This window comes from Rhodanobacter hydrolyticus (assembly GCF_044904645.1).
The window spans coordinates 883,363-902,534 of the sequence record NZ_JADIKK010000008.1 but is presented as its reverse complement, the minus strand read 5'-3'; the positions used below and the strand labels follow the sequence as shown (position 1 = coordinate 902,534).

Below are 19,172 nucleotides of genomic sequence, written 5' to 3'. Positions count from 1 at the left end.
CACGGCCGCCACGGAACGGCATGGGCCGGCTGCTATGATGCGGCCTCTCGTTTTGGATGCCCGGTGGAACGAACGTGCTCGATATCCTGATGGCTGGCGGTTGGGCGATGCTGCCCATTCTGGTGTGTTCGCTGGTGGCGCTGGCGATCGTGCTGGAGCGTTGCTGGACGTTGCGGCGCAATGCCGTGCTGCCGCCGGGACTGGGCGAGGAGGTGCGTCAGTGGGCGCATGCCGGCCAGCTTGACCCGAGCCATCTGCAGGCGCTGTCCAGCAGCTCGCCGCTGGGCGAGCTGCTGGCGTCGGCGCTGGCGGTGCGTGGCCAGTCGCGCGACATCATCAAGGAGCGCATCGAGGACACCGGTCGCCACGTGGTGCATTCGATGGAGCGTTACCTCAGCACGCTGGGCACCATCGCGCTGATTGGTCCGCTGCTGGGCCTGTTCGGCACGGTGATCGGCCTGATCCGCATGTTCATGCAGGTGATGGCGGGCGGCATCGGCGATCCGGCGAAGATGGCCGGCGGCATCGGCGAGGCGCTGATCTGCACGGCTTCCGGCCTTACCGTGGCGATTCCCGCCTACGTGCTGCACCGCTGGCTGCGCTCGCGCATCCTGGGCTATTGCGTGCAGATGGAAAAGCAGGCCACCGCGCTGCTGGACGAATTGACCCTGCCCGCGCCGGCCACCGCGCCGCGCGTGCGCCGCACCGCCACGCCCGTCGCGCCGAACGCAGGCTGATTCCATGCGCATCGGCAACGACCACCGCCGGGACGAGTTCGAGATCAACGTGGTGCCGTTGATCGACGTGCTGCTCACCCTGCTGATGTTCTTTGTGCTCACCAGCACCTTCGTCCAGCACGCGCGGATGCAGGTCACCCTGCCCAATGCCAGCGCGCAGGATCGCGACATGAACGCGCCCGCGCTCACCATCACGGTGGACCGCGAGGGCCGCTACTGGGTGGGCAGCGACGCGGTGCCGGGCGAAGGCATCGACATCCTCAAGCAGGTGATCGAGCGCAACGCGAACGGCGACCACGACCGTCCGGTGGCGATACGCGCCGACGCGCTGTCCTCGCACCAGAGCGTGGTGACCGCGATGGACGCGCTGGGCCAGCTCGGCTTCACGCACCTGTCCATCGCCACCACGCCGACGCAGCCGGACAAGGCGCAATGAGCGGCAAAACCCCGGTGTGGGACGCGGAATCCTGGCGCATCTACAAGCGATTGCTGGGGTACACGAAACGCTATTGGATGATCGGCGTCGTCACCGTGATCGGCATGGCGCTGGACGGCGGCAGCCTGGCAGCTTTTACCCAGAAGCTGCGGCCGATGATTGACGATCTGTTCGCGAAAAAGGATCCGTACCTGATCTTCTGGATGCCGATCTGGATCGTGGGCATCTTCGCTTTGCGCGGCGTCGGCACCTACATCAGCAGCTACGGCATCTCCTATATCGGCCGGAACGTGGTGCAGGCAATGCAGGCCGACGTGTTCGCTGCCTACCTGCGCCTGCCGGCCACCTTCTTCGGCGGCGAGCCCTCGGGCCAGCAGATCTCGCGCATCACCTATACCAGCGAGCAGGTGGCAGCCGCTTCCACCGATGCGGTGAAAGTCGTGGTGACCGAAGGCGTCACCGTGGTCGGCATGCTGTACGTGATGCTGCACAACAGCGCCTACCTTTCGCTGGCTCTGCTGGTGATGGTGCCGGCCATCGCGCTAATCGCCACGGCAGTCAGCCGTCGCTACCGTCAGATTAGCCGGCGCATCCAGAACTCGATGGGATCGGTCACCGGCACGGTGGAGGAGTCGGTCGGCGCGCACCGGGAGGTACGCATCTACGGCGGCCAGCCGCACGAAGCGGAGCGTTTCGACGAAGTCACGCACCGCGCGCGGCGACTCAACCTCAAGATCGCTGCTACCAACGCATTCTCCAGCACCGCGATCCAGACGGTGGCGGCCTTTGCACTGGCGGTGCTGGTGTACCTGGCGACGCGGCCGAGCGTGATCAACAGTATTTCGCCCGGCGTGTTCGTCACCGTGCTTACCGCGATGGGCGCATTGATGCCGTCGCTGAAGCGGCTTGCCAACGTACAGGCGAACGTCCAGCGCGGCCTCTCCGCGGCGGAAGACCTTTTTGAAGTGATGGACAGGCCGCCGGAGGCCGACCGTGGTACGCGCGAACTCGTGCGAACTCGCGGGGACCTGCACTTCGAGGACGTGCGGCTCACCTACGCACGCAACGAGTTCGAGGCGCTGCGGGGCGTGGATCTGCATTGCGCGCCAGGCACGGTCACCGCGCTGGTAGGGCGGTCAGGCAGCGGCAAGAGCAGTTTGGTGAGCCTACTGCCGCGCTTCAACGAACCCAGCGGCGGACGCATCGTGCTGGACGGCGAGAACTACGAGGATTACACGCTGGCTTCGTTGCGCCGGCAGATCGCCTGGGTGGGGCAAAGCGTGGTGCTGTTCGACGCCACCGTGGCCAACAACATCGCCTACGGCGAACTGGCCGGCGCCAGCGAGGCCGAGATCGTGGCCGCGGCGGAAGCGGCCAACGCGATGGAGTTCATCGCGCGCCTGCCCAAGGGCATCCACAGCCAGATCGGCGAACGCGGCAACAGTCTGTCCGGTGGCCAGCGCCAGCGCATCGCGATCGCCCGCGCCATCCTCAAGAACGCGCCGATCCTGGTGCTGGACGAGGCCACCAGCGCGCTGGACACCGAATCCGAACGCCTGATCCAGCAGGCGCTGCAGAAGTTGATGCGCGACCGCACCACGCTGGTGATCGCGCATCGCCTTTCCACCATCGAAGGTGCCGACCAGATCGCAGTGATGGAGCAGGGGCGCATCGTGGAGCGCGGCAGCCATGCCGAGTTGCTGGCGATGGGCGGCCACTATGCCGCGCTGCATCGCATGCAGTTCCACGACGCGAACCTCGGCAGCGACTGAGAACCTGCGCATGGCGCTCGCGGACGAACTCGTCGAGGCCTGGTATGGCAACCGCCGCTGCCCGTGGTGGACGCAGCCGCTGGCCGGCTTGTATGGCGCGATCACCGTCTTGCGTCGAGCGCTGTACCGCATCGGTGTATTGCGCAGCGTGCGCCTGGGTGTGCCGGTGGTCGTGATCGGCAATCTCACCGCCGGTGGCACGGGCAAGACGCCGCTCACCATCGCACTGGCGAACGCGCTGCGCGCACGCGGCTTTCGTCCCGGCGTGGCAAGTCGCGGCTACGGCGGCAAGCAGCGCGGGGCCGCTTTGCTGGGTGGCATGCCCGATCCGGCCGAGGTGGGCGACGAGCCTTGTCTGATCCATGCCAGCGGCGTGCCGGTGGCAGTGGGGCGCGATCGTCCGGCAGCGGCGCGGCTGCTGGTGGCGGATGGATGCAACGTGGTCATCGCGGACGATGGCTTGCAGCACTACCGCCTCGTCCGCGACGTGGAGATCTGCGTGATCGACGGCGTGCGGCGTTTCGGCAACGGCCGCCTGCTCCCGGCCGGCCCGTTGCGCGAGCCGTTGCACCGGTTGGCGCAAGTGGATTTACGCGTGTGCAACGGCGGTACGCCGCAGGAAGGCGAGTACAGCATGCGGCTTGCCGGCGGCGAGGCCGTGACGCTGGATGGCGTGCATCGGCGGTTGCTTGCGGATTTCGCGGGCATGCGGGTGCATGCGCTGGCCGCCATCGGCAATCCCGCGCGTTTCTTCGCCGGCTTGCGCGATGCGGGCATCGAGGTGGTCGAGCATGCGTTCCCCGACCATCATGCCTTCGTCGCCACCGAGCTTGCCTTCGGCGACGAACTGCCGGTGCTGATGACCGACAAGGACGCGGTGAAGTGCCGCGGCTTCGCGCAGGCGCATTGGTGGCGCGTGCCGGTGCACGCCGAGCTTCCGGTGGAGTTTTTCGAAGCGGTGCTGGCGAGGCTGCCTGGGCGCGTGTAGGAGCGCACCCTGTGCGCGATTGCCTTGCGCTTCGACTTCGACCAGCGCCAGAGCAATCGCGCACAGGGTGCGCTCCTACACAGGGCGGCCGCCGATCCAGACTTGCCGTACGAGCTGGCCGCCGATCCAGTAGCACAGCTCGGCGGCTTGTCTTGCGTGCCACGCCACCAGGTCGGCGCGCTGGCCCACGGCCAGCGTGCCACGGTCGGCGACGCCGAGCGCGCGGGCCGCATTCGCGGTGACGCCGCGCAGCGCCTCCTCGGGCGTGAGGCGGAACAGCGTGCAGGCCATGTTCGCAGCTAGGCGCAGCGAGAGCAGGGGCGAGGTGCCGGGGTTGCAGTCGGTGGCAACGGCAATGGGTACGCCGTGTTCGCGCAACGCGGCCACTGGCGGCAGATGCGTCTCGCGCAGCGCATAGAATGCGCCGGGCAGTAGCACGGCTACGGTACCCGCCTTCGCCATCGCTGCGATGCCGGTTTCGCCGAGGTGTTCCAGATGATCGGCGGAGAGGCCGTGGTAGCTCGCCACCAGGGCCGCGCCACCCTGGTCGGAGAGTTGCTCCGCATGCAGCTTCACCGGCAGGCCGAGCTGCGTGGCGCGCTCGAACAGCCGGCGCGTTTCGGCGGGCGTGAAGGCGATCTTCTCGCAGAACGCATCCACGGCGTCGACCAGCCGTTCGGCGGCCAGCGCGGGCAGCATGTCGTCGCAGACCAGCGCCACGTAGTCGTCGCGGCGCTCCTTGTATTCAGGCGGCAACGCGTGCAGGCCGAGGAAGCTGGTGCGCACCGTGATGCCGAGCGTTTCGCCGATGCGCCGCGCCACGCGCAACATGCGTCGTTCGGCCTCCGGATCAAGCCCGTAACCGGACTTGATCTCCAGCGTGGTGACGCCGTCGGCGAGCAGGGCGCGGGCACGCGGCAACGATTGGGCAAACAGTTCGTCCTCGGTTGCGGCGCGCGTGCTGCGCACGCTGGACACGATGCCACCACCGGCGCGGGCAATCTCTTCGTAGCTGGCGCCGTTGAGGCGCATGTCGAATTCGTTGGCGCGGTTATCGCCGAACACCAGATGGGTGTGGCAATCGACCAGCCCGGGCGTGAGCAGGGCACCGCCGAGGTCTTCGACATGCGCGGCGTCGGCGCCTGGCGGAAGTTCGTGCATGGGGCCGATCCACGCGATGCGGCCGTCGGCACACGCCAGTGCGCCATCCTCGATCAGGCCGAACGGTGCATCGCCGGCGAAGCTCGCCAGGTTGGCGTGGACGAACAATAGATCCCAACGGTTCGTGGTCATGCTTCGGAGTGCCTGTTGTCGGAATCGTCGCCGGCGTCGGCCTCGGCAGCCGGTTCCGCGTAGGCGCTGGTATCACCGGCAGCAGACTGCCGGGCGGCGTGTGCCGCCTGGTGTTGTTCGAAATCGCGCACCAGGCGCTCGGCGAAATCCTTGTACACCGGCGTGGGGGAAAAGATCGATGCCGCCGCGCGGGCGAGCAGGCAGGCAGCCATGATGGGTATCACCATGGCCTGGTTGTCGGTCAGCTCCATCGCGATCACCGCGGAGGTGAGCGGCGCGCCGGTGACGCCGGACAGGTAGGCGCTCATGCCCAGCAGCACCACGGCGGCAGCGGGCGCATTCGGCAGGAAATGGGCGATGTTGTGGCCGAGGCCGGCGCCCACGGCCAGCGCCGGCGAGAAGATGCCGCCCGGAATGCCTGCCCAGTAGGACACCACGTTCGCCAGCAGCTTGGCGATGCCGAAGCTTTCGCCGGGCATCTGTGCGGCCCCTTGCACGATGGCGCGGGCCTGATCGTAGCCGGTGCCGTAGACGTTGCCGTGCGAGAGCATGCCGATCAGCGCCAGCACGAGCCCGCAAAGGGCGGCGAACGGCACCGGCCAGCGCGTGCGCAGGCGGCCGACCATCGCCAGCGGGCCATGGCGGCTGAGCAGGATCAGGCGCGCGAACAGGCCGCCCAGCAATCCGCAGATCACCCCGCACAGCAGCACCGCCAGCCAGGCATGACCCAGCGGCAGATCGGTCTGCACGGTGCCGAAGTACGCGTAGTTGCCCATGATGCCCAGCGACACCACGCCGCCTACGAACACCGCGGTGAGCAGCAGGCCGCTGAAACGGTGCTCGAAGGTGCCGGCCAGTTCCTCGATCGCGAAGATCACGCCGGCCAGCGGCGTGTTGAAGGCCGCCGCGATGCCGCAGGCGCCGCCGGCGAGGATGAAGCGCGAGATCGCCTTGGCATCGGTGAAGCCGAAGCGTCGGCCCAGCGAGTAGAACAGCCCCGCACCCACGTGCACGGTGGGGCCTTCGCGGCCGATCGAGGCGCCCACCGCCAGGGCGATCAGGGTCAGCGCCATCTTGCTCGCCGCAATCGGCAGGGCCAGCATCCGCGCCCGGAAACCCTCATCCTCCACATGCAGGGTGGCGATCGCCTGCGGGATGCCGCTGCCGCGCGCCGCGCGCAGCCGGCCTTCGGTGACCCAGGACAACAGGCCAAATGCCAGCGGGGTGAGGATCAGCGGTATCCAGGTGCCGTGCGCCAGTAGGCGCAGGAACAACGCGTACGACCAGCTGCTGGCCTTGGCGAACAGGATCGCCGCCAGCGCCACCAGCACGGCTCCGCTCCACAACGCGATGCGGCGTTTCCACTGGTGCGGCGCGAAGAATTCGTGCCCCAGCACGGCCTGCAGACGCGGGTTGGATGATTTTGGCGGCAGGGATGGTTCCGGCATCCGGCAATTATCGCAGAGCGCGCCGCAGTACCGTCATCACTTCGTTTTCGGCAGCCAGCGCGTCTCGTACAGGTCGAAACGACGATCCTTGAGATTCTGCACGGCGCCGGCGTTGCGGGCGCTGGCCAGGCTTTCCAGGTGCAGGTCGGCGAACAGCACGGTTTCGCTGTTCGGGGTGGAGTCGGCGGCGATGCCGTCGCGCGCGAACGGGAAGTCGCTGGGGGTGAGGATGCAGCTCTGGCCGTACTGGATGTCGAAATTGTTGACGCCAGGCAGGTTGCCCACATTGCCAGAGAGCACGACGTAGCACTGGTTCTCCACCGCGCGGGCCTGCGCGCAGTAGCGCACGCGCAGGTAACCTTCGCGGACGTCGGTACAGAACGGCACGAACAGGATCAGCGCACCCTGGTCCACCAGGTGCCGGGCCACCTCGGGGAATTCGCTGTCGTAGCAGATCATCACGCCGATCGGACCGCAGTCGGTCTGCACCGTGGCGGCGCCGTCCCCGCCCGAGATATTCCAGGTAATGCGCTCGCTGGGCGTGGGATGCAGTTTTTCGCGCTCGTGGATCGAGCCGTCGCGCAGGCATACGTAACAGACGTTGTGGATGTCGCCATTGGCCTGCTCGGTGGGATGGGTGCCGGCGATGATGTTGATGTTGAAGTGCACGGCCAACCGACCGAACAGTTCCTTCACCTGCGGCGTGTACTGGCTGAGCTTGCGGATCGTTTCGGTGGGCGGCAGCTCGGTGTTCTCGATCGACAGCAGCTGCAGCGTGATCAGTTCGGGGAACACCACGAAATCCGCGTTGTAGTCGGCGGCGATGTCGGTGAAGTACTCGACCTGGGTGGCGAACTCCTCGAATGAGGCGATGCGCCGCTGCAGGTATTGCACCGAGGCCACGCGCACCGTGGTGGGCAACTGGCGCGCAGAAGAGGTCGAGGGAATGTCGGGCTGGTCGAGCAGCATCGGGTTGCGCCACATCAGGTGCACCGCATAGCCCAGCGAATCGTGATCCGATGGCACGTAATTGCGCAGCAGGCCGACAACTTCGAAATCGTTGGCCAGCTGGAAGCTCAACGTGAGATCGCGGCGGCGGCCTTCCTGCACGGCCTGCACGTAGCCCTCCGCGCTGCCGTAGCGCTGGATGTTGCGCGCCAGCCCAGGGATGCGTCCGCCGAACACGATGCCGCGCAGCTTCAGGTCCATGCACAACCGCTTGCGCGCCTGGTACAGGCGCTGGCCGATGCGCATGCGGCGGTAGTCGGGATGCACCACGACCTCGATGCCGTACAGCCAGTTGCCGTCCGGCTTGTGGCGCGAGGCCATGCCGCCGGCGGTGATCTGCACCCAGGTGTGCGGCGCCAGCGCGGCGGCCTCGTCGATGCGGAAGGTCGCGCAGTAGCCCACCACCTTGCCTTCGTATTCCACGACGAACTGGCCCTGTGGGAAGTGCGTCTGCTGGGAGCGCAGCATTTCCGCCGAATAGCCGTTTTCCGGCGTGTAGATGCGCGCGGTGAGCTCGACCAGCGCCGGTACATCGTCGGGCGCGGCCAGCCGCAGGCGCAGCTTGGGAGTGCGTTCGCCGTTTTTCTTTGCCATGGGGGCATGCTGCGGTGACGCGGGTGAAGCGGATGCGAGCGTGACGATTACAATGCACGCCTCACCTACGGGAGTCATTCATGAACCAGGTTGTGTGCTGCCTGTGGCGGGCGTTTCCATGAGCGCCGTGGTGAGCGGCTGGAGCGGCCGCGTCGATCTGCCGGAAAGCCGGGCCACGCGACGCTGGCACCAGTGGGTGCGCACACCGATGCCCGGTGCCACGCCTGGCGTGGCGGTGCTGGGCTTCGCCAGCGACGAGGGCGTGCGCCGCAACGGCGGCCGCGTGGGGGCGGCCGAAGGCCCGGCCGCGTTGCGCAAGATGCTTTCGAACCTGCCGCAGCTCGACGACACGCCGCTATACGACGCGGGTGATGTCGATGTGATCGACGGTGATCTGGAAGGTGCACAGTCGCGCTATGCCGCGAAGCTCGCCGCCTTGCTCGATGCCGACCACCTGCCGGTGGGCCTGGGGGGAGGGCACGAGATCGCGTTCGCCACTTACCAGGGTTTGGCCTTGCACCTGGGCGAGCGCCGCCCGCGCGTGGCCATCGTCAACTTCGACGCACACTTCGATCTGCGCAGGCAGGACCGCGCCAGTTCCGGCACGCCGTTCCTGCAGGCCATCGAACACGCCGCAGCCCATGGCTTGCCGCTGGATTACTGCGTGCTCGGCATCAGCGCCTCGGCGAACACGCGGGTGCTGTTCGACACCGCCGATCAGCTCGGCGTGTACTACGTGCGTGACGACGAACTCGGCCCGCTCGATCTGCCTGCGCGCATCACGCAACTGCAGGAGAAGCTGGCGGATGTCGATGCCATCTATCTCACGTTCTGCCTGGATGCATTGCCGCACGCCATGGCGCCCGGCGTCAGCGCACCCAGTGCGCGTGGCGTGGCCATGGACGTGGTCGAGCCGTTGCTGGATGCGATCGCGGCCACCGGCAAGCTGAAGGTGATGGACGTGGCGGAGCTCTCGCCCCCGCTTGATCGCGACAACGTCACGGCGCGTGTCGCCGCGCGGTTGATCCATCGCGTCACGCACGCCGCCGGACGAGCCGCAAAGGCTCGATGACACCGACGGTGGGCGCGTCCCGCGCCCCACGATGACATGCCCGTCTCCGGTGATTTTGCCTGCAGTCAGGTCGATAAGGCCTGGCTGAACCCGGTCCTCAACCACCGTCAGCCCGGTTTCGCGCGGGACGTTTCCAGCAACACATATCCAAGAGGAGGAGTGTTGCCATGCGTCGTCTCATGTCCGTCTGTCTGCTTGCCGTTGCCCTGCTTGGCGTCGGCACCACGCTTACCGGCTGCGTGATGGTTGCGCCGCGGCCCGCGCGCGTGTGGGTGCCGGGTTACTGGGGTTATGGCCACGTCTGGGTCGGTGGCCACTGGCGTTAATGCCGCGCCTTGCGCGGGTCGTGGCCGGGACGCTGCGTTGTCCCGGCCGCTGCCTGGCGCTGGCGCAGGAAGTCGATGAACACGCGCAGCTTCGGCGGTACCTGGAAGCGGCTGGGATAGTAGAGATGGAAGCCTTCGTAGGGCGGCAACCAATCGTCCAGCACGCTTTCCAGCCTGCCGTCGTCCAGCGCCTCGCGCGCGAAGGGTTCCAGCACGTTGGCCAGGCCGGCTCCTTCGATGGCGGCGCGTACACCCAGCGGGATGCTGTTGACGGTCAGCCGGCCCTCTACTGAAACGTCGAACCACTGGCCTTTGCGCGGCCCGCTCTTGTGGGCGAACTCCCAGCGATAGATCGCGCGATTGCTGATCTTGCGGAAATTGACGCAATCGTGCGCTCCCAGCTCGCGCGGTTGCATCGGCCGTCCATGCCGCGCGAAATATGCGGGCGAACCCACCACCACCGAGCGCATCGGGCCGTCCACCGGCACGGCCACCATGTCGCGCTGCAGGCTTTCCCCCAGGCGGATGCCGGCGTCGAAGCCGTCGGCGATCAGGTCGCTGAATCCGTTGTCCACGTGGATGTCCAGTCGCACGTCGGGCCAGCGCGCCATGAATTCGCCCAGCAAGGGGTCGAGCAGGGCGGTGGCCACCACGTCGGGCACCGTGATGCGCAGCAGGCCGGCGGGGCGGTCGCCGTGCTGGCGTAGCGCGTCCATGGCTGCATCCAGCTCGTTCAATGCGGGTGCGATCCGCTGCAGCAGCGCGTGGCCCGCTTCGCTGAGCCCCACCCGCCGGGTGGTGCGGTGGAGCAGACGCGTGCCCAGCTGTGTTTCCAACTGGCGCAGGGTCTGGCTCAGCGCGGAAGCGGTGACGTCCAGCGCTGCGGCGGCGCGGGTGAAGCTGCCTTGTTCGGCGATGGCGCGGAAGGCGCGCAGGGCATAGTCGTCGCGCATGAGCGGGTTCCTGATTGATTAGCCGTACTTCAAATAGCATAAAGGTGTTGGTGGTTTTTCGTAGCAATCACAAGGTGCAGACTGGCTCCCGTCAACCACTACGGGAGTTCGCCATGTCGCTCGATGCCTACTACACCCTCGGCCGTTCCGGCCTCCGCGTCAGCCGCCTTGCCCTGGGCGCCATGACGTTCGGCGAGAGCTGGGGCTGGGGCGCCGATGGCGGTGTCGCCCGCGCCATGTTCGATCGCTACCTCGCCGCGGGCGGCAACTTCATCGATACCGCCGACCTCTACACCGAAGGCGAGAGCGAGCGTCTGCTCGGCAAGTTCATCGCCGAAAGCGGCAGCCGCGACCGGGTGGTGCTGACCACCAAGTTCAGCTACGCGGCGGAGCCGGGCAATCCCAATGCCGGCGGCAACGGGCGCAAGAACATCCTGCGTGCGGTCGACGGTTCGCTGCGGCGCCTCGGCACCGACTACATCGACCTCTACCTGCTGCATACCTGGGATCGCGTGACGCCGGCCGAGGAAGTGCTGCGCACGCTGGACGACCTGGTACGCGCGGGCAAGATCCGCTACGCCGGCCTGTCGGACGTGCCGGCCTGGTACGCGGCGCAAATCCAGACGCTGGCATTGGCGCATCACCTGCAGCCGCTGGTGAACCTGCAACTGCAGTATTCGCTGGTCGAGCGCAACATCGAGCGGGAATATGCGCCGCTGGCGCAGGAGCTGGGCTACGGCATCACGGCATGGAGCCCGTTGGGCATGGGTCTGCTCTCGGGCAAGTACAAGCCCAGCGAAACCGGCGACGATGGCGCCGGGGACGGCCGCATCCAGGCACTCAAGGGCAGCGGACTGGTGTCGCTGCTGGACAAGTTCACGCCGCGCAACTGGGCCATCGTGGGTGCTGTCGAGCAGGTGGCGCGGGAGCATGGCTTGTCGATGGCGCAGGCGGCAATCCAGTGGGCCGTGCGCCGTCCAGCCATCGGTGCCGTGATCCTCGGTGCACGCACGCTGGAACAGTTCGAGGACAACCTCGCCGCGCTGGACCGGCCATTGCCTGACGAGGCTTTGCGCAGGCTGGACGAAGTCTCCGCGCTGCCGCAGCAGTTTCCCTACAGCTTTTTCGACCAGGCACAGCAGGAGCGCATCCATGGCGGCGTCGCGGTGGGCGACAAGCCGGATGGCTACCGCGCGCCGGTGCGCGTAGCGGCCGCCAGCGCCGCGCAGAGCCTGACCGTCACGAATGCACGCTAAGGAGATGCATATGTCCATTCAGACACTGCAGGTCGATGTTGCCCATGCCCGCCTGCACGTCGAGCAGGCCGGCGCCGGCGAGGCAGTTGCCATGCTGCATGGCTTCCTGGTCGACAGCGGCCAGTGGGACCACGAGTTCGCCGCGTTGTCGCGCGACCGTCGCGTGGTGCGCTACGACGCACGCGGCTTCGGCCGTTCGACCGTCGAGCCGGGAGCCTATGCGCACCATGAGGACCTCGCCGCCGTGCTTGATGCCTGCGGGGTAAGGCGCGCGGCGTTGCTGGCCTGTTCGGGCGGCGCAGCGACCGCGCTGGATTTCGCGCTGGCGCATCCGGAGCGGGTAAGCGCGATGGTGTTCGTCGGTGCCGGCTATTGGGGGCAGTTCGCCAGCACCACACCGGCCGCACGGGCCTTCCTGCAGGCGCTCGGCAGCTACGACGCGGCAGGCATGATCGACAGCTCGTTGCGCGCCTTCACCGATGGTCCGCGCCGCCGGCCGGAAGACGTCGACGCAGTCGTGCGCCGTCGCACGCGCGAAATGACGGCGCACAACTTCCAGCGTGCCTCGAACTACTGGCGGCGTGCCGCGCTTGACCAGCGTGAGCCGCAACCTTCGGCGCTGGAACGCCTGCACGAGATCGCCGCGCCGACCCTGCTGATTTCCGGCACCGAGGATCAACCCGAGGCGGTCGCGCTGTCCGAACGCATGGCCGCCGGCATCCCCGTTGCGCAATTCCTGCTACTGCAGGGCGCCGGTCACCACGCCAACATGGAGGCGCCCGACGCAGTGCTGGCCGAAACCCGCCGCTGGCTGGCGAAATACGCGGCAGGAAATGCAAGCGCTCAAGCAATACCGGACACGTTTCGTAGTGAGCTCAATCGGGCTTCCCGTACCGGTACCGGATTCCAGGGTGCGTCGGAGTGACAAGCCTGAGATCCTCAGTACCCAGATACGGCGTGGCGTAGCCAAGCCGCCTACGCGTGGGCAGGAGTCGTTCCCGAATCCTCGACGCGGCCTGCTTGTGATCCGGCGTACCGAACCAGGCCGTTTCTCTGGTTCCTTCTCCAGAGGCCGGGCGTCCCTTCTCTGCTCTTCGGGCCGGCTTCGCCGTTCGCCGTCGCTTCAACGGAGGCGCGGGCCGGCAAGGAGAAGGAGCTCAGGCGCCGGCAGGTGTCCGGAATCGCTTTGTCCCTCGCGACCATCTGGACGTCCCCCAATTGTGTAGAGAGCAGGCCGCCAAGGATGCCAGCCATAAAAAAGCCGCGTCGGCCAAGACCGACGCGGCTTCACGTTGCGCAGGGGGAGGAATCCTGCGCGGACGTTCTTACTGGCCGTTGCTGGAGGAGCCGGCGGCGGCCTTCTGCTGTGCCTTGAACTGCTGCCACTGCTGACGGCGAGCCTGCGCCTGCGCCTTCTGCGCGGCCAGCTGCGACTGCTGCGCCGGGGTCAGCACGTTGTAGATCTGCGCGCGGATGCTGGCCATCTGCTGCACGCGAGCCGTGGTGGCGGCGCCTTCGGCCTGGGCCAGCGACGCGGCAGCGGACTGGTAGCCGGCGTCGGTCGGGCTCATCGCCTCGAACGCTTCGTGCTGCTGGCGCAGCGCCTGGCGCTGGCTCTTGTTCTGCTCAAAGCTGCTCTTCATGATCTGCTTGATGCTGGCCTTCTGGGCATCGGTCAGGTTGAGCTTGTGCAGGTCCATCATGCCGTGATGGCCGCCATGGTGACCCCAGCCGCCGGGGCCGCCCGGGCCGGGGGCGCCTTGGGCCATGACAGCGAAGCTGCCGATAGCCAGTGCCGAGCTGAGGGCCAGGCCGAGAATGAGGTTCTTGCGCATGGTTGTCGCCTCTTGCGTTGGGGTAGTGGAACGTGTGGTTATTGGACGACATCCCGGCGTGTATGTTCTTTGCGGGAGCGTAAAGATGGGTAAAGCCATTGCCGCCGGCCACCGTGCACCGCTAAATAACCACCCATGACCCGCATCCTGATAGCCGACGACGACCGTGAACTCTGCGGCCTGCTTTCCGAGTACCTGCAACGCGAAGGCTTTGCCGTGGACCTGGCCCACGACGGCGAGGAGGCGCTGGCGCGGCTGCACAACGCGGCGCAGCGGCCCGACCTGTTGATCCTCGACGTGATGATGCCGGGGCGCGACGGCCTGGAAACGCTGCGCGAACTGCGCATGAAATACCGCCTCCCGGTGATCATGCTGTCCGCACGCGGCGAGCCGGTGGACCGCGTGGTGGGGCTGGAGCTGGGCGCGGACGACTACCTCTCCAAACCCTGCCTGCCGCGCGAACTGCTGGCCCGCGTGCGTGCGCAACTGCGCCGCCATGCACCGGGCGCGGCTGCCGCGGGCGAGCTGCAGGTGGGCGCGCTGAAGTTGCTGCCCGGCGAGCGTCGAGTGCTGATCGAGGATCAGGAGCTGTCGCTTACCGGGGCCGAGTTCCAGTTGCTGTTGGCGCTGGCGCAACGCGCGGGCGAGCTGGTGGACAAGTCCGCGCTCACGCGCCTCGCGCTGGGCCGCGAGCTGGAGCGCTACGACCGCAGCATCGACGTGCATGTGAGCCGTCTGCGCCACAAGCTGGCCGAGGCCTCCCCGCAATCGCCGCGCATCGATTCCGTGCGCGGGGCCGGGTACGTGCTGGTGGTGGCCGCGCCATGAATCCGTTCAAGAGTTCGCTGTACTGGCGGTTGCTGCTGTGGTTCTGCGCGGCGAACCTGCTGGTGCTGGTGCTGGGTGGCTTCCTCACCCGCCGTTTCGTGGAATACAGCACCGAGGTGGAGATCGACTGGAGCGCGCTGGCGCAGTCGGCCGAGCAGGCTTACGACCAGGGCGGCCCGTCCGCATTGGCGGACTGGATCGACAAACAGCATCGTGAGGGCGTGGAAGCCACGCTGTTCCAGGATGGGCAGCCGCTGCAGCCTATCCACCTGCCACCGCCGATCCGCGAGTCGTTGCCCGACATGCTGGCGGCCGACCGCAGCCTGGTGCTGCGGCCCTGGCGCAGGCTGTCCATGTACGTGGCGGTGGAGCCCGTGGTCGGTGCGGACGGCAGGCAGCGGCAACTGGTAGCGATCAGCCGCTCGCACACGCGGCTGCCGCCACAGGCACGCGAACAGATCCTGCTCGCCGTGCAATGCGCGCTGTCGCTGCTGTTCATCGGCCTGGTGGGCTGGTGGGTGGCGCGCAGCGTGGCCAAGCCGGTGCAGGCACTGCGCAATGCGACGCAAAGGATGGCTGCCGGTGAGCTGTCCGCGCGCGTGGATCACCCCGGCGGTGCCGCGCGCGACGAACTGGTCCAGCTTGCCGGCGATTTCGACGCCATGGCCGAACGCATCGAAGCACTGGTCGCGCACGACCGCCGCGTGCTGCAGGATCTTTCGCACGAACTCCGCTCGCCGCTGGCGCGCCTGCAGCTGATCCTCGACCTGGCCCAGCGCAGCGACGACCCCGCGGCGGCGGAGCGCTACTTCCGCCAGGCCGAACAGGAGATCGCCCGGCTCGACCGCATGACCGGCGACATGCTGGCGCTGTCGCGCATGGAGGGAGGCCTGCCGGGCATGGAACGCGAGCGGCTGGACTTTGCCGAGCTTGCGCACGAAGGCCTGCAGCAGGCGTCGCTGGAAGCGGACGCGCGCCACATCCAACTGCAATGGCAGGCCGATGACGCGCCGCTCGAAGTGATCGGCAGTCCCGTGCTCCTGGAACGTGCGCTGGGCAACCTGATCTCGAACGCCATCAAGTACAGCCCCGAAGGCAGCAGCGTGGAAATCTCGGCGCATGCCGTCGATGGAGAAGCGGAATGCCTGGTGCGCGACCACGGTCCCGGCGTACCCGAAGCCGAGCTGGCGTCGCTGTTCCGGCCGTTCTTCCGCGGCAGCAACGCTGCACGCGCCGAAGGCCATGGCTTGGGCCTTGCCATCGCGCAACGCGTGGCCAAGGCGCACGGCGGCGAAATCCTTGCGCGCAACGGCGACGGCGGCGGGTTGGAAGTGCGCTTGAGGTTGCCGGTAGCCAGCGGGTGAAGGGTTTCATGCGTCATTCCGACGGGAACGGGCGAAGCACTTTCCCGCGGTTCAAAAATATCCTGCGGGTCGTCGTCGCAACTGCCGTCGTTCTGTATTTCGCCCTGCCGGTCGCGTTCCTGCACTGGGATCTCGACCGCCTGATATTCAGTGCCCAGTCCAACGCCCCGACGCACGAGGACCAGCGGTTCGACGTTGCCGTATCGCCCGAGACTACTGTCGTGGTGCGTAGGTATGGCGGCGCTGGGCAGGCGTGCGCGTTTTTCTTTCCGGGCCAGCATGGCGGCATCGGTACCTACGAAGGGACGCTTTTCCCGTTGATTCGAGAAGCTGGCGCCGACGTCTACGCCATTTCCTACCCGGGGCAGGATGGGACGAAAGGGCGTGCGCGCAGGGATCTCCTGCCCGGCCAGGTTGCGTCGGCGATAGCGCAGGTGAGCAGGGCGACTCGTTGCGACATGGGGCGCAGCGTTTTCGTCGGCCGGTCGCTCGGCGCAACCGTGGCGCTGGTGGAGGCATCGACATTCAGGCCCAAGGGCGTGCTCGTCGACGGGCTGGGGGCTGATCTGTCCAGCGTCGTCCGGGCATGGATCAGTCGGCATCCGGCGCTGGTCGGCTGGCAGATGCTCCCCGTGCGTGCGTTGTCGGGACGTCCGGACTATGACGCCACGCTGCTTTTCGGGCAGATTCCAGCCGTGCCCGTAGCGGTGTTCCAGGGAACCGCCGATACGGTGACACCCTATGCGCTTGCGCGGGATGCGACGCTGGGGCACTCGAATGTGGCATTCACGACGGTGGCTGGCGGTACGCACCAAGATACGTACATGCTTGCCGGGAATGCGTATGTCGAAAGCCTGCGTTCCTTGCTGGCCGGGAATACTTCGCGGAGTAGATGATTCTGTTGGACGCCACTGATTTGCCGATGCGCCGCAATGCCTTCGTCGCCGTGGGACTGGCGCTGTGCGCGGCGCTGTTCTTCACGATGACCTACGTGCTCAACCGCAGCCTGGTGACCGGCGGCGGCCATTGGGCGTGGGCGGTGATCCTGCGCTATCTCATCACCTTGCCCTTGCTGGCGTTGGCGCTGCCCTGGCGTAGCGGCCTGGGCGAGTTGCCGCGCGAGTTGCGCGTGCATCCGCGCATCTGGTTGGTGTGGAGCAGCGTGGGCTTCGTGCTGTTCGGCATACCGCTGACCTGGGCGGCCGGCAGCGGACCGGCGTGGCTGGTGGCGGGCAGCTTCCAGACCACGGTGTTGGCGGGACCGCTGCTGGCGCCGCTGATTTATCGGGACGCGCGCCGTCGCCTGGCGTGGCCCACGCTGGCGATCGGCGTGCTGATCGTGGCCGGCGTGTTCGCGCTGCAATGGGGCCATGCGCACGGCAACTTGAGCGCTGGCGACTGGCTGGCGGCGGCCGCGGTGGTGCTTTCTGCGTTCGCCTATCCGTTGGGCAACCGCATGCTGCTGTTGCACCTGGAAACCAGCGCGCACCGGGTGAATGCTCTGCAGCGCGTGTTCGGCATGACGCTGTGCAGCTGGCCGCTGTGGCTGGTGATCGCAGCGATCACGCTGTACACGGTGGGTTTGCCGGGTTGGCGCGAAGTGTTGCTGGCGGGCGGCGTGGCCCTGTCCTCGGGTGTGATCGCCACCGTGCTGTTCTTCGCCGCCACCGACCGCGTGCGCACGCAGCCCACCGCGCTGGCCGCGGTGGAGGCGATGCAGGCGGCGGAGCTGTTGTTCACCACGGCGCTGGGCGCGGCCCTGCTTGGCGAGGCATGGCCGCACGGCTGGGCGCTGCTGGGCGCATTGGCCATTGTCGTGGGCATCGCACTGTTCGGCTGGGTGAGCGGACGCGATGCAGCTGGCGATGAGGCGGCCGTGCGCGCGCTGCGTGGCGACCGCAGCGCGTGAAACATGCCGCTTTCGCTCGTCATCCAGGCGCAGGCCGGGATCCAGTGGCAGCATGGTGCGGATCGGCGTCATCGCCGCTGGATTCCGGCCCCCGCCCGAATGACGAATCCAAGGCTCAACTTGGCTGCTTGCCGTAGCGGTATTCCACCATCAGCCACAGCTTGCGCTGGTTCACGGTGAAGCTGTCGGCGCGGTAGTCGCCGTATTGCAACTCCAGATTCAGGTGCGCATCGAGGTTGGCGAGCAGGCCGACATCGGTCTCGCTGCCGTAGCGCCTGCCGTCGCCGCTCGCGGGTTGGAAGTCATGCTGGGTGACTTGCCAGCTCAGCCCCTGCCACGGCAGTTGGCCGAGCAGGCCGCCATAGCGATCGCGCAAGCCGTGCGGCGGAATGGAGAACACGCCGACCCAGCCGTCGAAGCTGTGTCCCGAACCGTAGGCGGTATTGAAGGCGTTGCGACCGTTGCCGCCCAGCAGTTCCTCGCCCGCGCGCGCCGAAATTGCCGGCAGGCCGTAGCTGAGTTCGACCAGGTGGTAGGGCAGGCTGAAATGCGCAGGGTTGTTGGCGTAGTCCTGCTGGTGCGCGCCCTCCAGTGTCCAGCTCAACCGTGTTTGCCCGATGGGCGCGTTGCCGATCCAGCGCAAGCCTTCGGTGCGCACGGAGTCGGCCGCCAGGGTGAGGTTTTTCACGAAGTAGGCATAGGCGGTCAGGCTGCCCAGCGGCAGCGCCTGGTCCACGTGCAGCAGCTTGCCGTCGAGCTTCCAGCGGCGCTGCTCGATATCGGGGAAGTCCGCGCCCACGGTGCGGTTGACCTGATCGATCCAACCCCAGCCGATCGTGGTGCTGCTGTCCGGCTTCACGTAGCCGGTGATGCCGTCGAAGCTCTGCGGGTTCTGGCGCCACAGGTTGGCGCTGAAGAAGCGCCGGTCGTCGAGGTTGAGGTACTGCCTGCCCGCGCGGATGCCGACGATGTCGTTCGCATAACCCACCCAGGCGTTGCTCACTTCGGTCGACGGCGGATCGGGCTCGGCGGGGTAGGGCGTGCGCTTGCCGGTGGTGTCGTTGTACTGGCGGCCGAACAGCGAAAGCACCTTGGTGCCTTCCGCGTAGGCGGAGAAGTCGGGCAGCGGCGTCCACAGGTAACCCAGTTGCAGGCGCAGGGTGTGTGCGTGGCCGGTGTCGGCCAGGTTGGCCTGGTGCAGCGTGCTGTCGCGGTAGCGCAATTCGATATACGGCACGCCGTCGTCGGCGCGAGCGAGCGGAGCCAGCAGCAGGCCGGCGAGCAGCAGCAGGGAACGTCTTCGCATTCGGAGCCTCGGTTTCCTCGGGGGGTCGAGCCGAGTCTGTTCACGAA

At 67.3% G+C, this 19,172-nt stretch carries 18 protein-coding genes; 12 read left to right on the top strand and 6 right to left on the bottom strand.

The window, feature by feature from the left end:
• Positions 1–74: 74 nt before the first annotated feature.
• From ISP25_RS06495 to lpxK, 4 genes are read left to right on the top strand one after another with little or no spacing between them, the layout of a single operon-like run.
• Positions 75–737, top strand: a complete 663-nt coding sequence (locus ISP25_RS06495; protein ID WP_404612577.1) for a MotA/TolQ/ExbB proton channel family protein — start codon at positions 75–77, stop codon at positions 735–737.
• 4 nt (positions 738–741) lie between these two features.
• Positions 742–1,173: an ExbD/TolR family protein gene (locus ISP25_RS06490; protein WP_192154842.1), complete on the top strand. Its 432-nt coding sequence runs from the start codon at positions 742–744 to the stop codon at positions 1,171–1,173.
• A complete protein-coding gene (gene msbA, locus ISP25_RS06485) occupies positions 1,170–2,945 on the top strand; it encodes a lipid A export permease/ATP-binding protein MsbA (RefSeq protein WP_404612575.1) in 1,776 nt (591 codons plus the stop codon). The genes ISP25_RS06490 and msbA overlap by 4 nt, the downstream gene beginning before the upstream one ends.
• Before the next feature lie 10 nt (positions 2,946–2,955).
• Complete coding sequence (gene lpxK / locus ISP25_RS06480) at positions 2,956–3,933, top strand: tetraacyldisaccharide 4'-kinase (RefSeq protein ID WP_404612573.1); 978 nt, start codon at positions 2,956–2,958, stop codon at positions 3,931–3,933.
• 75 nt (positions 3,934–4,008) lie between these two features.
• Here lpxK and hutI read toward each other — a convergent pair whose 3' ends face one another.
• From hutI to ISP25_RS06465, 3 genes are read right to left on the bottom strand one after another with little or no spacing between them, the layout of a single operon-like run.
• Positions 4,009–5,226 (bottom strand): imidazolonepropionase, encoded by a 1,218-nt coding sequence (gene hutI, locus ISP25_RS06475; protein ID WP_404612571.1) that lies wholly within the window; start codon positions 5,224–5,226, stop codon positions 4,009–4,011.
• On the bottom strand, positions 5,223–6,674 hold the full coding sequence (locus tag ISP25_RS06470) for a chloride channel protein (protein WP_404612570.1): 1,452 nt from the start codon (positions 6,672–6,674) through the stop codon (positions 5,223–5,225). Before ISP25_RS06470 ends, hutI begins: the two co-directional genes overlap by 4 nt.
• Before the next feature lie 36 nt (positions 6,675–6,710).
• Entirely contained in the window at positions 6,711–8,276 is a 1,566-nt protein-coding gene (locus tag ISP25_RS06465) for a GNAT family N-acetyltransferase (protein ID WP_404612568.1), read from the bottom strand.
• A 118-nt stretch (positions 8,277–8,394) separates the two neighbouring features.
• Here ISP25_RS06465 and hutG point away from each other — a divergent pair, with 118 nt between their 5' ends.
• Together hutG and ISP25_RS06455 are read left to right on the top strand one after the other, a co-directional pair.
• On the top strand, positions 8,395–9,348 hold the full coding sequence (gene hutG / locus ISP25_RS06460; RefSeq protein WP_404612566.1) for a formimidoylglutamase: 954 nt from the start codon (positions 8,395–8,397) through the stop codon (positions 9,346–9,348).
• Between the two features lie 167 nt (positions 9,349–9,515).
• Complete coding sequence (locus ISP25_RS06455; protein WP_192154856.1) at positions 9,516–9,674, top strand: hypothetical protein; 159 nt, start codon at positions 9,516–9,518, stop codon at positions 9,672–9,674.
• Here the strand turns inward: ISP25_RS06455 and ISP25_RS06450 are convergent.
• Positions 9,671–10,627: a LysR family transcriptional regulator gene (locus tag ISP25_RS06450; protein ID WP_192154857.1), complete on the bottom strand. Its 957-nt coding sequence runs from the start codon at positions 10,625–10,627 to the stop codon at positions 9,671–9,673. The genes ISP25_RS06455 and ISP25_RS06450 overlap by 4 nt on opposite strands.
• Positions 10,628–10,740: 113 nt before the next feature.
• Between ISP25_RS06450 and ISP25_RS06445 the strand changes: the two genes are divergently transcribed.
• Together ISP25_RS06445 and ISP25_RS06440 are read left to right on the top strand one after the other, a co-directional pair.
• A complete protein-coding gene (locus tag ISP25_RS06445) occupies positions 10,741–11,883 on the top strand; it encodes an aldo/keto reductase (RefSeq protein WP_404612564.1) in 1,143 nt (380 codons plus the stop codon).
• 10 nt (positions 11,884–11,893) lie between these two features.
• Entirely contained in the window at positions 11,894–12,808 is a 915-nt protein-coding gene (locus ISP25_RS06440; RefSeq protein WP_404612562.1) for an alpha/beta fold hydrolase, read from the top strand.
• A 400-nt stretch (positions 12,809–13,208) separates the two neighbouring features.
• Here the strand turns inward: ISP25_RS06440 and ISP25_RS06435 are convergent, their stop codons facing one another.
• Positions 13,209–13,718: a Spy/CpxP family protein refolding chaperone gene (locus tag ISP25_RS06435; protein WP_192154863.1), complete on the bottom strand. Its 510-nt coding sequence runs from the start codon at positions 13,716–13,718 to the stop codon at positions 13,209–13,211.
• Positions 13,719–13,853: 135 nt separating this feature from the next.
• Here ISP25_RS06435 and ISP25_RS06430 point away from each other — a divergent pair, with 135 nt between their 5' ends.
• Genes ISP25_RS06430 through ISP25_RS06415 form a run of 4 tightly spaced genes read left to right on the top strand, consistent with a single transcriptional unit; the run spans position 13,854 to position 17,819 of the window.
• Positions 13,854–14,546, top strand: coding sequence for a response regulator transcription factor (locus ISP25_RS06430; RefSeq protein WP_192154865.1), 693 nt, complete (start codon positions 13,854–13,856; stop codon positions 14,544–14,546).
• On the top strand, positions 14,543–15,910 hold the full coding sequence (locus ISP25_RS06425; RefSeq protein ID WP_404612560.1) for a HAMP domain-containing sensor histidine kinase: 1,368 nt from the start codon (positions 14,543–14,545) through the stop codon (positions 15,908–15,910). The genes ISP25_RS06430 and ISP25_RS06425 overlap by 4 nt, the downstream gene beginning before the upstream one ends.
• Positions 15,911–15,918: 8 nt before the next feature.
• Positions 15,919–16,806 (top strand): alpha/beta hydrolase family protein, encoded by an 888-nt coding sequence (locus ISP25_RS06420; protein WP_404612558.1) that lies wholly within the window; start codon positions 15,919–15,921, stop codon positions 16,804–16,806.
• 5 nt (positions 16,807–16,811) lie between these two features.
• Complete coding sequence (locus tag ISP25_RS06415) at positions 16,812–17,819, top strand: multidrug resistance efflux transporter family protein (protein WP_404612556.1); 1,008 nt, start codon at positions 16,812–16,814, stop codon at positions 17,817–17,819.
• Between the two features lie 115 nt (positions 17,820–17,934).
• Here ISP25_RS06415 and ISP25_RS06410 read toward each other — a convergent pair whose 3' ends face one another.
• A complete protein-coding gene (locus ISP25_RS06410; RefSeq protein WP_404612554.1) occupies positions 17,935–19,125 on the bottom strand; it encodes an alginate export family protein in 1,191 nt (396 codons plus the stop codon).
• Positions 19,126–19,172 lie beyond the last annotated feature (47 nt).

Excerpts from the sequence above, each read along its gene's own strand:
- ISP25_RS06435 (WP_192154863.1), bottom strand. The coding sequence starts at position 13,718 with ATGCGCAAGAACCTCATTCTCGGCCTGGCCCTCAGCTCGGCACTGGCT.
- msbA (WP_404612575.1), top strand. The coding sequence starts at position 1,170 with ATGAGCGGCAAAACCCCGGTGTGGGACGCGGAATCCTGGCGCATCTAC.
- ISP25_RS06410 (WP_404612554.1), bottom strand. The coding sequence starts at position 19,125 with ATGCGAAGACGTTCCCTGCTGCTGCTCGCCGGCCTGCTGCTGGCTCCG.
- ISP25_RS06470 (WP_404612570.1), bottom strand. The coding sequence starts at position 6,674 with ATGCCGGAACCATCCCTGCCGCCAAAATCATCCAACCCGCGTCTGCAG.
- hutI (WP_404612571.1), bottom strand. The coding sequence starts at position 5,226 with ATGACCACGAACCGTTGGGATCTATTGTTCGTCCACGCCAACCTGGCG.
- lpxK (WP_404612573.1), top strand. The coding sequence starts at position 2,956 with ATGGCGCTCGCGGACGAACTCGTCGAGGCCTGGTATGGCAACCGCCGC.
- ISP25_RS06420 (WP_404612558.1), top strand. The coding sequence starts at position 15,919 with ATGCGTCATTCCGACGGGAACGGGCGAAGCACTTTCCCGCGGTTCAAA.
- hutG (WP_404612566.1), top strand. The coding sequence starts at position 8,395 with ATGAGCGCCGTGGTGAGCGGCTGGAGCGGCCGCGTCGATCTGCCGGAA.
- ISP25_RS06445 (WP_404612564.1), top strand. The coding sequence starts at position 10,741 with ATGTCGCTCGATGCCTACTACACCCTCGGCCGTTCCGGCCTCCGCGTC.
- ISP25_RS06465 (WP_404612568.1), bottom strand. The coding sequence starts at position 8,276 with ATGGCAAAGAAAAACGGCGAACGCACTCCCAAGCTGCGCCTGCGGCTG.
- ISP25_RS06450 (WP_192154857.1), bottom strand. The coding sequence starts at position 10,627 with ATGCGCGACGACTATGCCCTGCGCGCCTTCCGCGCCATCGCCGAACAA.
- ISP25_RS06440 (WP_404612562.1), top strand. The coding sequence starts at position 11,894 with ATGTCCATTCAGACACTGCAGGTCGATGTTGCCCATGCCCGCCTGCAC.
- ISP25_RS06425 (WP_404612560.1), top strand. The coding sequence starts at position 14,543 with ATGAATCCGTTCAAGAGTTCGCTGTACTGGCGGTTGCTGCTGTGGTTC.
- ISP25_RS06455 (WP_192154856.1), top strand. The coding sequence starts at position 9,516 with ATGCGTCGTCTCATGTCCGTCTGTCTGCTTGCCGTTGCCCTGCTTGGC.
- ISP25_RS06430 (WP_192154865.1), top strand. The coding sequence starts at position 13,854 with ATGACCCGCATCCTGATAGCCGACGACGACCGTGAACTCTGCGGCCTG.
- ISP25_RS06490 (WP_192154842.1), top strand. The coding sequence starts at position 742 with ATGCGCATCGGCAACGACCACCGCCGGGACGAGTTCGAGATCAACGTG.